The sequence below is a fragment of the Latilactobacillus graminis DSM 20719 genome, from assembly GCF_001436415.1.
GTDB lineage: Bacteria > Bacillota > Bacilli > Lactobacillales > Lactobacillaceae > Latilactobacillus > Latilactobacillus graminis.
The window spans coordinates 1-15550 of the sequence record NZ_AYZB01000001.1 but is presented as its reverse complement, the minus strand read 5'-3'; the positions used below and the strand labels follow the sequence as shown (position 1 = coordinate 15550).

Genomic DNA, 15550 nt, shown 5'->3' with positions numbered 1-15550 from the left:
CATAGTAGTGCCGGTTAAAAAGAGGATATTAAAAATGAAAATGATTGTTGGTCTGGGAAACCCAGGCAGTAAGTATGCACGGACAAAACATAATATAGGTTTTATGGTAATTGATCAATTATGTGAACAGTTTAATGTAACCTTAAATAAGCATGATTTTGAAGCTGAATACGGTAGTTTTAAATATGAAGATGAAACAATTCTTCTAGTGAAACCACTAACGTTTATGAATGATTCCGGGCGCTCAGTGGGGCCCTTAATGAAATATTATCAAATTAATTTGGATGAATTAGTTGTGGTGCAAGATGATATGGATTTAACGCTTGGTAAGTTACGTCTGCGTCAAAAAGGCTCAGCAGGTGGGCACAACGGAATCAAGAGCATTATTGCCAGTGTGCAAAGCTCGGAATTTAAGCGCGTGAAGATTGGGATTCAGCACCCACAAAAAAGTACGGTCGTTAACTGGGTGCTAACCCCGTTTGACAAAGACAGCACCCCAATGATTAACCAGGCACTTGATCAAGCTTGCCAAGCGATAACCGATTGGTGTCAAAATGATGATTTTATGCAGACCATGAATAAATTTAATTAACTAGTTGTTGCTAGTAAAGCAGACGACAAACACTGACAAGGTTATGCTAAGTGCAAGTGTCGGCTTTAAAACACATATTTCAACGCAATATAATAGAAAGTAAAGGAACTTTTACATGGATTTAATGACAATGCTGGGGCAGACTCAACAAGTTCAATCCGTTTTAAAAAATCAACAACCAGGAATGCGACATTTACTCACAGGGCTTTCGGGATCAGCGAAAACCCTGTTTTTGGCGTCGGTTTACAAACAACAACGATCGCCATTGTTGATTATTGAAAGTAATACTTTTCAAGCGAACCAAATTGCTGACGACTTAAGTAACATACTAAAAAGCGAGCAAGTCTACACTTTTCCGGTAGAAGAAGTGTTGGCGGCTGAAATGGCCGTGAGTTCACCAGAATCCAAAGCAGAACGGGTACGGACGTTAAGTTTTTTAGCCACTGGAAAGAAAGGCATTGTAATTACATCGGTGGCTGGAATGCGTCGCCTATTGCCAACTGTTCGGCAATGGCAAGATAGTCAGCTGATCATTAATGCTGATAGCGCTGTTGACCCACAATTACTGGCCACACAATTGAGTGCCATGGGATATTTTCGAGATAAATTGGTAGGTAAACCTGGCGAATTTGCGATGCGCGGTGACATTATCGATATTTTCCCATTAGACGCTGAAAATCCAGTGCGGATTGAACTTTTCGATACAGAAGTCGATTCACTACGTTCTTTTGAAGCGGACACCCAGCGGAGCATCGAAAATCTAGATCAGGTTCAAATTATACCAGCCACTGATTTACTGGCGAATACGGCGCAATTAGAAATGGTCGGTGAAGCCTTGCAGACTGACTATGAAGCAACGACGGCTAAATTAATGGAAAAGGCGGCACAAAATCAACTGGCGAGGAACTTTGAAACTCCGATTGAACGTCTATTAGCCGGAGAACGCATCGAGAATTTAGCATTATTTGTTGATTATCTTTATCCTGATCATTCGAGTTTAATCGATTATTTTAAAAAGAGTGGATTGGTTATTTTTGATGATTATCCACGAATTGTGGAAACCCAACGAATTTTAAGCGAAGAGGCCGCCAATTGGCAAACTGAAATGCTTGAAATGCACCGTTTATTGCCAAAACAACAATTTTTGTTGGATGCACAGACTTTATTAAAAAAAGACCAACATGCACACTTGTATTTATCATTATTCCAAAAAGGCATGGGTAAACTGAGCCTCGATGTATTGGATAACTTGCCAACGCGAACTGTGCAACAATTCTTTAGTCAAATGCCGCTATTAAAAACAGAGATTACCCATTGGCAAAAACAAAAGCAAACGGTCATTGTGTTAGTTTCTAATTTAAAACGGGTGAAAAAGATAGATCAGACATTTCACGACTTTGAAATTGATGCTGTAATTGCTAATAAGACGCAGCTAGAAGTCGGTAAAACACAGATTGTTCAGGGTGCATTGCAAAATGGATTTGAACTGCCAGATTTAAAGTTGGTGGTCTTAACCGAAAAGGAACTTTTTAATACCGCCCCTAAGAAAAAAGCGCGCCGACAAACACTTGCAAATGCAGAGCGGTTAAAGAGTTATAATGAATTAAAACCCGGGGATTACGTGGTGCATGTTAATCACGGAATTGGGGAGTATGTTGGGATGGAGACGTTAGAAGTTGACGGTGTCCACCAAGATTATATTACTATTTTATACCGTGACAACGGAAAATTATTTATTCCCGTTACGCAGTTGAATATGGTCCAAAAATACGTTTCGGCTGAGGCTAAAACCCCAAAAATTAATAAGCTAGGCGGCGGCGAGTGGCAAAAGACTAAAAATAAAGTCTCAGCTAAAATCGAAGATATCGCTGATGACTTAATTGAACTTTATGCCCAGCGTGAAGCTGAAAAGGGATTTGCTTTTCCCAAGGATGATCGATTGCAGGCTGAATTTGAAGAGCAATTTCCGTATCCCGAAACGGATGATCAATTGCGAAGTACAGCAGAAATCAAACATGATATGGAACGTGTACGGCCGATGGATCGTTTGTTAGTTGGTGATGTTGGGTTTGGTAAAACCGAAGTTGCATTACGAGCAGCTTTTAAGGCAGTTGAGGCAGGTAAGCAGGTGGCCTTTTTAGTACCGACGACCATTCTGGCCCAACAACATTATGAAAATATGTTGACACGATTTGCTGATTTTGCGGTTGAAATTGGACTACTTTCGCGTTTTAGAACGCGCAAAGAAGTCACGGCAACGCTTAAAGATTTAGCGGATGGGCAAGTGGATATCGTGATTGGGACTCATCGCTTATTGTCGAAAGATATTCAGTTTAAGGACCTCGGATTACTAATTGTCGATGAAGAGCAGCGCTTTGGGGTTAAACATAAGGAACGCCTCAAACAGTTAAAGGCCCAAGTTGATGTCTTAACACTGACGGCGACTCCAATTCCACGGACGTTACACATGTCGATGCTTGGTGTGCGTGATTTATCAGTCATTGAAACGCCACCGACCAACCGTTATCCGATTCAGACCTATGTCATGGAACAAAATGCTGGTGCAATACGAGAAGCTATTGAACGTGAATTAGAACGCAATGGTCAAGTTTTTTATCTCCATAATCGGGTGAGTGATATTGAACGCACGGTCGATGAGATTCAGGCATTAGTCCCAGAAGCTACGGTTGGTTTTGCGCATGGTCAGATGTCTGAAACTCAATTGGAAGGTGTTATCTATGATTTTGTGCAAGGTAAATACGATGTCTTAGTAACGACGACCATTATTGAAACTGGTGTTGATATGCCAAACGTCAACACCATGATTGTTGAAGATGCCGACCATTATGGGCTTTCACAACTTTACCAATTGCGTGGTCGGATTGGGCGAAGTAGTCGAATTGCGTATGGTTATTTTATGTACAAACCGGATAAAGTTTTAACTGAAGTCAGTGAAAAGCGGCTCCAAGCAATTAAGGATTTTACTGAATTAGGATCGGGTTTTAAAATAGCAATGCGTGATTTATCGATTCGTGGCGCTGGTAACTTATTAGGCCAGCAACAACATGGCTTCATTGATTCGGTGGGCTTTGATCTTTATTCACAAATGTTGGGTGAGGCGGTCGCTAAGAAACAAGGCAAACAAGTGGTTACTAAAACTAATGCTGAAATTGATCTTAAACTGGAAGCTTACTTACCGGAAAGCTATATCAACGATCAACGGCAAAAAATTGAAATTTATAAACGGATTCGTCAACTAGATTCAGAGGTGGCTTATAATGAACTTCAGGCGGATTTAATCGATCGCTTTGGTGATTATCCAGATCAAGTTGCTAATTTGTTAGCGATTGGCCAATTAAAGATGAATGCGGATGAAGCACTGATTGAAACGATTAAACAAACCAATGACATCCTCCAAGTGACCTTATCACCTAAAGGCAGTCGTCTAGTTTCTGGTGAACAAATTTTTGAAGCATTAGCGACAACTTGTTTAAAGGCAACAGTCGGTTTTAATCAGGAGCAATTAGGTGTCAAGCTAGTGATTCAGCCTAAGATGCATTCGGCGGACTGGTTAGGTGAACTCACAACTTTTGTCGCAAGTCTTTTGAAAATTGAGCAAAAGCACACTAGCAATTCTCAAGCTTAAATAAAATGGATGGAGGGCAGGCATGCAAAATCGGCAGATGCAACATCTGATGAAAGGCGCGGTCATCTTATCGATTGCGTCGTTTATTGCAAAGGTATTAAGTGCGATTTACCGCGTACCCTTTCAAAATATGGTTGGTAACACCGGTTTTTATGTGTATCAACAAGTATATCCAATCTACGGCATTGGGATGACGTTTGCGCTGAGCGGGTTTCCCGTTTATATTTCAAAATTAGTTGCAGAACAAGTTGATCCAGAAAAACGGATGCAATTATTACGCCGTACGTTTGTTTTATTGGGAATCTTTGGTGGTGGGGTATTCATTTATCTGCAGAATCAAGCGCCACGAATTGCGGCCACAATGGCTGATCCGGCTTTAACCCCACTGATTAAAATGGTTTCATTTATGTTCTTACTGATGCCTTTTCTGGCAGTGACACGTGGTTATTTTCAAGGGCTATTTAATATGTTACCAACTGCGATATCACAGGTAGCCGAACAATTAGTCCGGGTGATTGTCATCTTGGTGGCAGCTTGGCTATCCCTTAAATGCCATTGGTCGGTTTATAAAATGGGGATGTGGGCGATGTCGGGCGCTTTTTTTGGGGGGCTAGTTGCGACGGGGATTTTATTACGGTCAGCGGCAACCACCTGCCAATTTAAGGCGCCGCAACAGACTAAGCTTGATTTTAAAGCATACCGACAATTGGCAAGACGCTTAGTAATTGAGGGTGGGTCAATCTGTTTGTTTGCATCCTTGATTGTACTATTACAATTAGTTGATTCTTTTACTGTTAAAAAAGGCCTGGTACTCGGGGGACTATCAGAAAACCTCGCTAAGAATATGAAGGGCATCTTTGATCGTGGCCAACCGTTAGTCCAACTTGGCTTAGTGGTGTCACTTTCCTTTTCATCAACCTTGGTGCCAAGTTTATCGCAAGCACGACAACGCCATCAACATCATCAGTTTCAGCAGGTTGCTACGGCCTTAATTCATATCAGTTTAGGTCTGTCAGCAGCGGCTACAATTGGATTAATTGGGTTAATGCCGCAAATTAATTATTTCTTATTCGGCGATACTGATGGTAATCTAGCGCTTGTTTGGTACATGCTAAGCATTATAATGATTGCCTTGATTAATGCTTGTAACTCAGTTTTACAAAGTCTTGATCAATTTCATAAAACAACTGTAGCTTTAATTGGCGGGCTTTTGGTTAAAATTCTGATCAATCAATGGCTGGTGCAACACTACGACATTATGGGCGCAAGTGTTGGGACTGTTATCAGTTTAGGCGTGGTGTTAGCCTTAATTTTGCGCCAGTCACCAACCGTCGTTATACAGGCGCTTGACTTACGGCGCTTTATCGGGAAGTTGTCTTTTATCTGTTCCATTATGTGGTTTGGGGTTAAGATGGTAATGTGGCTTGTACCCCAATCACTAAGTTCTCGAGGCCACGCGCTTTTAGGCACGGCATTGGGGGTGCTGGTCGGCATGTTTGTCTTTGGTGGATTAGCATTGCACTGGCAGCTATTTTCTATACGAGAATGGCTAACGATGCCCGGTGGCCGGCAGTTATTACGGCTTTCAAAAAAAATAAAAGGTAGGACAGAATAATGCGTTTAGATAAATTTTTAAAAGTTTCACGAATTATTAAACGGCGTTCAGTTGCTAAAGAAATTGCAGATAAGGGACGTATTATGATTAATGATCGGCCAGCAAAATCATCGAGTAATGTAACTGTCGGGGATCAGCTTGAAATTGGCTTTGGAAACAAGACGATGATTGTTAAAGTAACCCAAATTATCGAAACAACAAAGAAAAGCGACGCGGCTGAGATGTACGAAGTCTTAGAAACACGACAAGCCGAAACATTTGACTGATAGAAAACACGTCTGGCCGATTAACACCGCAGACGTGTTTTTTTAGGAATTTTATTGAGGGGCTTAATAAAAGCCATTAATAATCGCTAATCTTAGTTGACGACCTTTTTATGAAATTGCTATAATGAAGCTAATCGCAAGCTGGGGGGTCTTTCAAGTGAGTCGAAAAATTACCAAGATCGAAAATGCATTTACGCAACAACAAGCTGCTCAAAGGGTCATGCAAAATCAGGCCGACCATGTTAATCACGTACATCAACGGCGCTTATGGATCTTAGGTATCGTTGCAATATTAGTCGTTTTGATTTGTGGGGTTCAGATTCTACAAGCCCATCGATCACTAGCAGAGATTAAAGAAACAGCCGCTACTAAAGAAAAGACATTAAAAAAGGCAAAGACTACCGAATCTGATTTAAAAATTCAGGTTAAGCAACTACAGGATAGTAATTATTTAGCCAAGTATATTCGCTACAAATATTACTATTCTAAAGATGGAGAAACCATCTTTAGTTTGCCACAGGACAAGGCCCCTAATTTAAATCAGCAACAAAAATAATTCAGAATACAACCTTGTTTCAAAGCCAAAGCGTGCTATACTTATTTTATTAAATATCACGCTAAGTGATTAAAAGTTTGACGAGTTCAAACGACCATTTAGGAGGACGTAGTTTTATATGGCAGTTGAAGTTGGTTCAAAGGTTGCTGGAAAAGTAACGGGCATTACGAATTTTGGGGCTTTTGTGGATTTAGGCGAAGGCCAAACCGGGTTGGTACATATTAGTGAAGTATCTGATAGTTATATTAAAGACATTCACGATGTTTTAACTGTTGGAGATGAAGTCACGGTTAAGGTTATGTCCGATCAAAACGGTAAGATTGGTTTATCAATTCGAAAAGCAGTTGATCAACCCAAAGTGCAAGAACATTCGCGTCCTCAAAGCCGTCCAAATAATAATCGCGGTGGATATCGCAAGCCAGAGCGCGCAAGCGCACCCAAAAAAGAAGGCTTTGATGACTTGTTATCAGGGTTCTTAAAAGATAGTGAAGATCGTTTATCAACGATTAAACGCAATACAGAAGGCAAACGTGGTGGTCGCGGAGGTCGCCGTAGTTAATAAAGTGAATTGATAAAGGTTGGCTTGGAAGTTTAGCGATAGACTTTCAGGTCAGCCTTTATTTTATTTTAAATAGTTATCGGAGAGGAGTCACAATGTTAGAACAAGTATTTCAAACCAAAATTCAAAAACAAAAGTTCTGGCAGCCAGGTGAGAAGGTGATTGTAGCAACGTCAACTGGGGTCGACTCGATGGTCTTGCTGTGGCTGTTGTTACACTTACCTAAGGCCCAGCGACCACAGATAATTGTGGCTCATGTGAATCATGAGCTGCGAGTGCAAAGTGATACAGAAGAAGCATATCTGCAACGTTTTTGTCAAATGCATCACGTGCCTTTGCGAGTCCAGCATTGGCCACAAACTGATCATCCGCAAACAGGGATTGAAGCGGCTGCTCGAGCATTTCGTTACACTTTTTTTGCACAAGTTATGCAAGCCGAAGCAGCAAATTATTTACTGACAGCCCATCATGGTGATGATTTGTTAGAAACTTTATTAATGAAGCTCATTCGTAGTGGGGAATTGCACGAGATGCGGGGCATTCGACAAGAACGTCCGTTTGAATCGGGAACCTTAATTCGTCCGTTACTTCCGTTTAGTAAGCAAGAAATCCGGGATTACGCCGCACAAGTTGGGCTAATTTATTATGAAGATCAAACTAATCACGAGTCAACAGTTCTTCGTAACCGAATCCGACATGCGGTTGTGCCGTTGTTGAAACAAGAAAATCCGCGGCTAATTCAAAATGCTAATCGGTTTAGCCAGGCATTGACTAATTTGATGGAGCAACAGGCATCTTTAACAACAGCGTTATTACCCTTATTGGCGATTAAAACGCATAATAAGGACGTTGAGGGGCGGTTAGATCAACTCACAACAGCGAGTGCTACTCAACAACGAGCGTTATGGCAGTTGGTATGGCATAGCTATTTTAAACAACTACCGGCCCTTAAACTAGCCCAGTTAGATCAAATACAGCAGCTATTGGCAAATAGACAAAAGCCGCAAGGTATAATTGAGTTGGGTGCGGGACTAGTTTTTGAAAAGCAGTATGGACATTTTCGGATTGGGCCGAAATCAGAAAATAAATGTTCTGATTTATCCATTAAAAAACGAATATTATCGATTAATAAGTGGCTTCGATTAGAAAATGACGAACAAATTGGTATTTTTGAGATTGAGCATTTACCCAATCATGTGCAATACCAAAATGTCATTTGGTTGGCCCCAAAAGACTGGCCGTTACAAGTTAAACCAGTAGTAGCGAACGATCGAATAATGCTTGATAATACACATCATAAAACCATTCAGCGATTATGGATTGATACTAAGACTGCGCGATCAAAGCGGCATCAGGCATGGGCCATCTGGGCCAAAAATCAGTTGATTGGTCGGCCAGATTTACAAATTTCGGCGTTGTTTAATCACGAACAAACTGGTAAAATACGGTACATACTATGTTACTTGGATGGTTAGGCAAATTATGGAGGTAGGCACAATGTTAGAAAAAGATATTGAACGCGTATTATATTCAAGAGCAGATATCCAAAAAGTTAATGAGCGCTTGGGTAAACAAATCACGGCAGATTATCAGGGCAAAAACCCACTACTAATTGGTATTTTAAAAGGGGCCATCGTCTTTATGACGGATTTGATTCGCGAGATTGACCTCCATGTTGAAATCGATTTTATGGATGTTTCGAGTTATGGCGCTGAAACGATTTCGTCTGGTGAAGTTAAAATTATCAAAGATTTAGATACGAGTGTCAAAGGGCGCGACATCATTATTATTGAAGATATCGTGGATACTGGGCGGACATTAAATTACTTAATGGCAATTCTGAAAACCCGCCAAGCAAATTCCATTAAAGTTTGTACTTTAATGGACAAACCAAGTCGGCGAATTATACCAGTTCATTCGGATTATGTTGGGATGGAGGTCCCAAATGAATTTGTTGTTGGTTATGGTTTGGACTATGCCGAACAATACCGAAATATGGGATCAATTGGTGTTTTAAAACCTGAAATTTATTCGGGTAAATAAATGGTCAATAAAAGTCAGATATGTTATAGTTTAACAGTGTCAAAAGGACACAGTGTCACAAATGATGAGAAGCTTCAGGAGGTCACGTATGAACAACAAAAAGAATGGACTGTTTAGTAATAGTCTGTTTTACATTATTATCTTAGTGGCTTTAGTCGGTGTATTTTCGTTCTTCATGAACGGTAACGCTGGATCAGAGTCTAAGGAAGTTCAATCAAGTACATTTTTAAGTGAATTGAAGACTAATAAGGTCAAGTCACTCACAATTCAACCGACGAATGGTATTTATAAAATTTCTGGAGAATATCGTAAAGCACAAAAGACAGAACAGCCTAAAAAGAATCTTTTAGGACAAAAATTAAAAGCAAAATCAGTCAAGCACTTTACTACCACTTTATTACAAAGTGATTCACAAGTGGGCGCAATGACTAAGTTGGCTGACCAGTCAGCAACTAAAGTTGAAACGCTCCAAGAACCACAGTCTGGTTGGTGGGTAAGTATCCTAAGTCTGGTGCTACCACTAATTATCATGTTTGCTCTATTTTATATGATGATGGGCCAAGCCGGTCAAGGCGGCGGTCAAGGTGGCCGGATGATGAACTTTGGTAAATCCAAAGCGCAAAAGGCTGATAAAAAAGCTAATAAGGTTCGTTTCTCAGACGTTGCTGGTGCAGAAGAAGAGAAACAAGAGTTAGTCGAAGTTGTCGAATTCTTGAAAGATCCCCGAAAGTTTGTTTCACTCGGGGCTCGAATTCCAGCAGGGGTTCTTTTGGAAGGACCTCCAGGTACCGGTAAAACATTATTAGCTAAAGCCGTTGCCGGAGAAGCGGGTGTCCCATTCTTCTCGATTTCTGGCTCAGACTTCGTGGAAATGTTTGTTGGTGTTGGGGCAAGTCGAGTACGTGATTTGTTTGAACAAGCCAAAAAAGCAGCGCCATCAATTATCTTTATCGATGAAATCGATGCTGTTGGACGTCAACGTGGTGCTGGTATGGGTGGTGGCCACGACGAACGGGAACAAACATTGAACCAAATGTTAGTTGAAATGGACGGATTTACGGGTAACGAAGGCGTTATCGTCATCGCTGCTACTAACCGCTCAGACGTCTTAGATCCGGCGCTTTTACGTCCAGGTCGTTTTGACCGGAAGATCTTAGTTGGTCGTCCAGACGTTAAGGGCCGTGAAGCCATCTTGAAAGTCCATGCTAAGAACAAACCATTAGCTGCTGATGTTGATTTGAAAGAAATCGCCCAACAAACCCCAGGGTTCGTTGGTGCTGATTTGGAAAACTTATTGAACGAAGCCGCCTTAGTAGCTGCGCGGCGTAGCAAGGCCGATATTGACGCTTCTGATGTTGATGAAGCTGAAGATCGCGTAATTGCTGGTCCTGCTAAGCGCGATCGCGTCATTAATCCGAAAGAACGTGAAACCGTGGCCTACCACGAAGCTGGTCATGCTATCATTGGTTTAGTTCTTAGTGATTCTCGTGTTGTTCGTAAGGTGACAATTGTCCCTCGTGGGCGTGCTGGCGGGTATGCCATTATGTTACCGAAGAATGATCAATTCTTGATGAGTAAAAAAGAATTAACCGAACAAATCGTCGGCTTATTGGGTGGTCGTTCGGCTGAAGAAATTATCTTCAACTCACAATCAACTGGGGCTTCTAACGATTTTGAACAAGCGACAGACATTGCGCGAGGAATGGTCACTCAATACGGAATGACAGATAAACTTGGTACAGTATCCCTTGAAAAAGAAGGGCAACCATTCGTTGGGGCAGCTTACGGTCAAGGCCCAGCCTTTTCTGAAACAACTGCGGCTGCAATTGATAGTGAAATTCGCCGAATTATTGACGAAGCACATCAACGAGCCCATGAAATTATCGAAGCTCACCGTGAACAACATAAGTTAATTGCGGAAATGCTCTTGAAGTATGAAACATTAAACGAAAAGGAAATCCTGAGCTTGTTCAATGATGGCAAGATGCCCGAAAAGAACGCTGAAGAATTTCCAAGTGAAAAAGCAGCAACTTTTGAAGAGGCTAAGAAGGCCCTTGAAGCTAAAGAGGCCGAAAAAGCCGATTTAGAAAAAACAGCTGATAAAAAAGAAACGTCAACAATGCCGGTTGATGAGAACCAATCAACCTCAAACACATCCGAAGATGATCAACATCCAAACGATGAGGCATAAATCGTTACACCAAAAAGGTCGACACGCATGAGTGGTCGACCTTTTTGTATCAATCAATAAAAGAGGTTATTTATATGGTAGATTACTTACTTAAACAAATTTCAGAAAATGGACAACTGCGTGCGTATGCTGTGAACGCGACTGAAGTGGTATCAGATGCACAGCGTAAACATGATACGTGGTCAACTTCCTCGGCAGCATTTGGTCGAACGATTGTTGGAACATTGCTATTGAGCGCTGCTGGTTTAAAAGGAGATACCAAGATGACGGTTAGGGTTGATGGCGATGGTCCGGTTGGGAAAATCGTGGTCGACGGGAATGCTCAAGGCACAGTCAAGGGGTATGTAGCTAACCCCCATGTTAATTTACCTTTGAATGATAAGCATAAAATTGATGTGCGAGGCGGTGTCGGGACCGTTGGCACGTTGAGTGTGACTAAAGATCTCGGCTTAAAAGGACCTTTTACTGGTCAAGTGCCATTAGTTTCTGGGGAACTTGGCGAAGATTTTACGTACTACCTCGCTAAGTCAGAACAGACACCATCTGCGGTTGGTGTTTCAGTTTTTGTGAACGATGATAATTCAATTGGTGTCGCCGGTGGTTTTATGATTCAAATTCTACCAGGTGCAGATGATCGGTTAATCGATATTTTGGAAGCACGTTTGAAAGAAATGCCACGAGTGTCTGATTTGCTACAGCAAGATATGACATTAGAAGCAATCATCGCGGAAATTGTTGGTGAACTACCAATGAAGACGCTGGAACAGATGCCGGTTAAGTATGAATGTGATTGTTCTAAAGATCGATTTGCAAAAGCATTAAGTTCTGTGGCTCCCGCTGATCTACAACAGTTAATCGATGAAGATCATGGTGCAGAAGCAGTTTGCCGATTCTGTGGCAAGAAATACCAGTTTACAGAAATCGAACTTCGAAATATTCTAATGGCACAATAGCAACAAAGCAAATTTTTGCTTGAAGACTATTTTTTTGCTATGATGGTTTGGATATTGTCGCAAGACACGAAGGGAATGGGTTGGTAATATGACATGGCAAATAGGAGACGTGACGATTCCAAATCAAGTCGTCGTCGCACCAATGGCAGGTATTACAAATGCGGCGTTTCGCGTAACAGCTAAAGAATTTGGCGCCGGTTTAGTAGTCTGTGAAATGATTAGTGATCGCGGAATTATGCACAATAATAAAAAAACAATGGGAATGATGTTTGTTGATCCAAACGAACACCCTGTAAGTATACAGATTTTTGGTGGTTCCAAAGATACCTTGGTTGAAGCTGCTAAGTTTGTAGATCAACATACCCAAGCGGATATCATTGATATCAATATGGGGTGTCCAGTTAATAAAGTCGTCAAAACCGATGCTGGTGCCCGTTGGCTATTAGATCCAAATAAAGTTTATGAAATGGTTTCATATGTAACCGACGCAGTGAAAAAGCCGGTAACAGTCAAGATGCGAACTGGTTGGGATGAAGATCATATTTTTGCTGTTGAAAATGCACTCGCTGCACAACGAGCGGGTGCTGCAGCCCTTGCTATGCACGGCCGGACGCGGAAACAAATGTATACCGGTAAAGCCGATTGGAACATTTTAAAACAAGTCAAATCTGAATTAACAATTCCATTTATGGGCAACGGCGATGTCCGGACGCCGCAAGATGCGAAACGCATGTTAGACGAAGTGGGCGCCGATGCGGTGATGATTGGTCGGGCAGCCCTTGGTAATCCGTGGGTGTTGCGTCAAGTTGAAACTTATTTGCGAAGTGGAGAATTGATTGCCGAACCAACACCACGTGAGAAAATTACTACTGCAAAGTTACAGCTCCACCGCTTAGTTGAATTAAAAGGCGAAAACGTGGCTTGTCGTGAATTTAGACAGCAAGCTGCCTACTATTTGAAGGGAATTCCCCGCGCTGCTAAAACCAAAGCTGCAGTGAACGAAGTTGAAACTGAACAAGCTGTTGGTGATATCTTGGATCGTTTTGTGGAAGAAACTGAAGCACGAATGGCAAATTAGGTTCCTTATGTTGTTAGTTTCGTGTTAAAATCGCATTAGTAGATAATTGAATGTATGGAGGAATTGTCAGTTGGGACAAAAAGATAATCAAAAAGAAATGAACGACCAACTAAAAGTTCGGCGGGAAAAGCTACAACTGCTAAAGGATGCCGGGATTGATCCTTTTGGAAGTCGTTTTGATAGAACACATATGGCTGCTGAATTACACAACGAATATGAAATGGTCGAAAAAGAAGCTTTAGATATTAAGCATGTCGAAGTGACGATTGCAGGACGAATGATGTCTAAGCGTGGCAAAGGAAAAGTTGGTTTTGCTGATATTCGTGACCGCTCCGGTAAAATTCAAATTTATGTGCGTAAAGATGAAGTCGGCGAAGAAAACTATTTAATTTTCAAAAAAGCTGATTTGGGTGATCATTTAGGAATCACTGGGCAAATTATGAAAACTGACATGGGCGAGTTAACTGTTAAAGCAACGCGCCTGACTTTTCTATCAAAAGCCCTACGTCCGTTACCAGATAAGTTTCATGGTTTAACAAACGTGGAGCAAATTTATCGTCAACGGTATTTAGATCTAATTGCTAATCCAGAAAGTTTAGACCGTTTTACAAAACGGAGTCAGATTATTTCGGCTATTCGTGAATACTTAGATAACAATGGTTTTACTGAAGTTGAAACGCCAGTTTTGCATGGTCAAGCTGGTGGTGCCTCAGCGCGGCCGTTTATAACACACCATAATGCATTAGATATTAATTTATATTTACGAATTGCCCTCGAACTCCATTTGAAACGGTTGATTGTCGGTGGAATGGAACGTGTTTATGAAATTGGCCGTGTTTTCCGGAACGAAGGGATTGATACGAAACATAATCCTGAATTCACAATGCTGGAAACATATGCTGCATATTTTGATTATAAAGACGTGATGGATGAAACCGAAGGTGTGATTCGGTTTGCTGCTCACAAGGTGCTCAATACTGGTAAGATAACGTATCAGGGTCAGTCCATTGATCTTGACAGCGATTTTGCCCGAGTTCACATGGTTGATGCGATTAAGGAAAAGACGGGTGTCGACTTCTGGCAACCAATGACTGTTGAAACTGCGCAAGAATTAGCTGATCAACACCACGTAAAGTATGAATCATACTGGCAAGTGGGTCACATTATTAATGCATTCTTTGAAGAATTTGTGGAAGATACACTGGTACAACCAACCTTTATCTATGGTCATCCAGTTGAAATCTCACCATTGGCTAAGAAAAATGCCGAAGATGATCGTTTCACAGATCGTTGGGAGTTGTTTATGCACGGTAACGAATATGCCAATGCGTTTACTGAATTAAACGATCCAATCGACCAACGTGAACGTTTTGAAGCGCAAGCTGAGGAACGAGAAAATGGAAACGATGAAGCTGAAGGAATCGATGAAGATTATATTGAAGCGCTGGAATATGGGATGCCACCAACTGGTGGACTTGGAATTGGAATTGATCGGTTAGTGATGTTACTAACTGATGCTGCATCAATTCGCGATGTCTTGCTATTTCCAACTATGCGACCTGATAATAATGATTAAGGACAGACTAAAAGGTTCAAATGAGTAATCATTTGAACCTTTTTTATTTTGCGTAAAAATAAGGAGGTGATTACGATATAGAAATAGAAATTTAAAAAAATTTTAGAACTTGTGTTGGCTATATTTACAAGAATTTTCGTAATATTGTGTTATTAATAATTATTATAAGTTGTATGGCTCGCTTGTTTGGATAAATAGCGGATATTATCAACTGTTTACTTTATGATAGTTCACAATTAATGCGTAAAGCTAATTGTTGACGAAATGTTGGATAGCTGATATAGTATTCTATGTTGTCAGTGCGATGATATTTCATGGTTAATAAGTTAAAAGTTAATTATTTTGAATATTTATTCAAAAAATTAATGTCATTTGACATTATTTATTAGAAATGGTATATTAATTAAGCTGTTTCAACTCAGTAGACCTTTGAAAACTGAACAAAGTTTCGACAAACCAAATGTGTAGGGTCGCC

The 15550-nt window shown here is 40.9% G+C and carries 12 protein-coding genes; all 12 read left to right on the top strand.

The features are described 5' to 3' along the window. The first annotated feature begins 34 nt into the window (after positions 1-34). The 12 genes from pth to lysS all read left to right on the top strand — a co-directional run bounded on the left by pth (position 35) and on the right by lysS (position 15075). Positions 35-592, top strand: a complete 558-nt coding sequence (pth, locus tag FC90_RS00060) for an aminoacyl-tRNA hydrolase (RefSeq protein ID WP_057907264.1) — start codon at positions 35-37, stop codon at positions 590-592. Positions 593-707: 115 nt separating this feature from the next. Continuing rightward, a complete protein-coding gene (gene mfd, locus FC90_RS00055) occupies positions 708-4238 on the top strand; it encodes a transcription-repair coupling factor (RefSeq protein WP_057907263.1) in 3531 nt (1176 codons plus the stop codon). Positions 4239-4260: 22 nt separating this feature from the next. Continuing rightward, the gene (locus FC90_RS00050) at positions 4261-5853 is read left to right on the top strand and encodes a putative polysaccharide biosynthesis protein (protein ID WP_057907262.1); all 1593 of its coding nucleotides are present in this window, start codon (positions 4261-4263) and stop codon (positions 5851-5853) included. After that, positions 5853-6119 carry an RNA-binding S4 domain-containing protein gene (locus FC90_RS00045; protein ID WP_057907261.1) on the top strand — a complete coding sequence of 89 codons (267 nt, stop codon included), beginning with the start codon at positions 5853-5855 and terminating at the stop codon, positions 6117-6119. The genes FC90_RS00050 and FC90_RS00045 overlap by 1 nt, the downstream gene beginning before the upstream one ends. Positions 6120-6276: 157 nt before the next feature. Beyond that, the gene (locus FC90_RS00040; RefSeq protein WP_057907260.1) at positions 6277-6675 is read left to right on the top strand and encodes an FtsB family cell division protein; all 399 of its coding nucleotides are present in this window, start codon (positions 6277-6279) and stop codon (positions 6673-6675) included. 118 nt (positions 6676-6793) lie between these two features. Further along, on the top strand, positions 6794-7234 hold the full coding sequence (locus FC90_RS00035; RefSeq protein WP_057907259.1) for a S1 domain-containing RNA-binding protein: 441 nt from the start codon (positions 6794-6796) through the stop codon (positions 7232-7234). A 95-nt stretch (positions 7235-7329) separates the two neighbouring features. Beyond that, complete coding sequence (gene tilS / locus FC90_RS00030; protein ID WP_057907258.1) at positions 7330-8709, top strand: tRNA lysidine(34) synthetase TilS; 1380 nt, start codon at positions 7330-7332, stop codon at positions 8707-8709. Between the two features lie 22 nt (positions 8710-8731). Beyond that, a complete protein-coding gene (gene hpt / locus FC90_RS00025) occupies positions 8732-9277 on the top strand; it encodes a hypoxanthine phosphoribosyltransferase (RefSeq protein ID WP_057907257.1) in 546 nt (181 codons plus the stop codon). 88 nt (positions 9278-9365) lie between these two features. Further along, positions 9366-11468, top strand: a complete 2103-nt coding sequence (ftsH, locus tag FC90_RS00020) for an ATP-dependent zinc metalloprotease FtsH (RefSeq protein WP_057907256.1) — start codon at positions 9366-9368, stop codon at positions 11466-11468. Between the two features lie 74 nt (positions 11469-11542). Beyond that, on the top strand, positions 11543-12421 hold the full coding sequence (gene hslO / locus FC90_RS00015; RefSeq protein WP_057907255.1) for an Hsp33 family molecular chaperone HslO: 879 nt from the start codon (positions 11543-11545) through the stop codon (positions 12419-12421). Positions 12422-12509: 88 nt separating this feature from the next. After that, entirely contained in the window at positions 12510-13499 is a 990-nt protein-coding gene (gene dusB, locus FC90_RS00010) for a tRNA dihydrouridine synthase DusB (RefSeq protein ID WP_057907254.1), read from the top strand. A 97-nt stretch (positions 13500-13596) separates the two neighbouring features. Continuing rightward, positions 13597-15075, top strand: coding sequence for a lysine--tRNA ligase (gene lysS, locus FC90_RS00005; RefSeq protein WP_057907378.1), 1479 nt, complete (start codon positions 13597-13599; stop codon positions 15073-15075). The last annotated feature ends 475 nt before the right edge of the window (positions 15076-15550 follow it).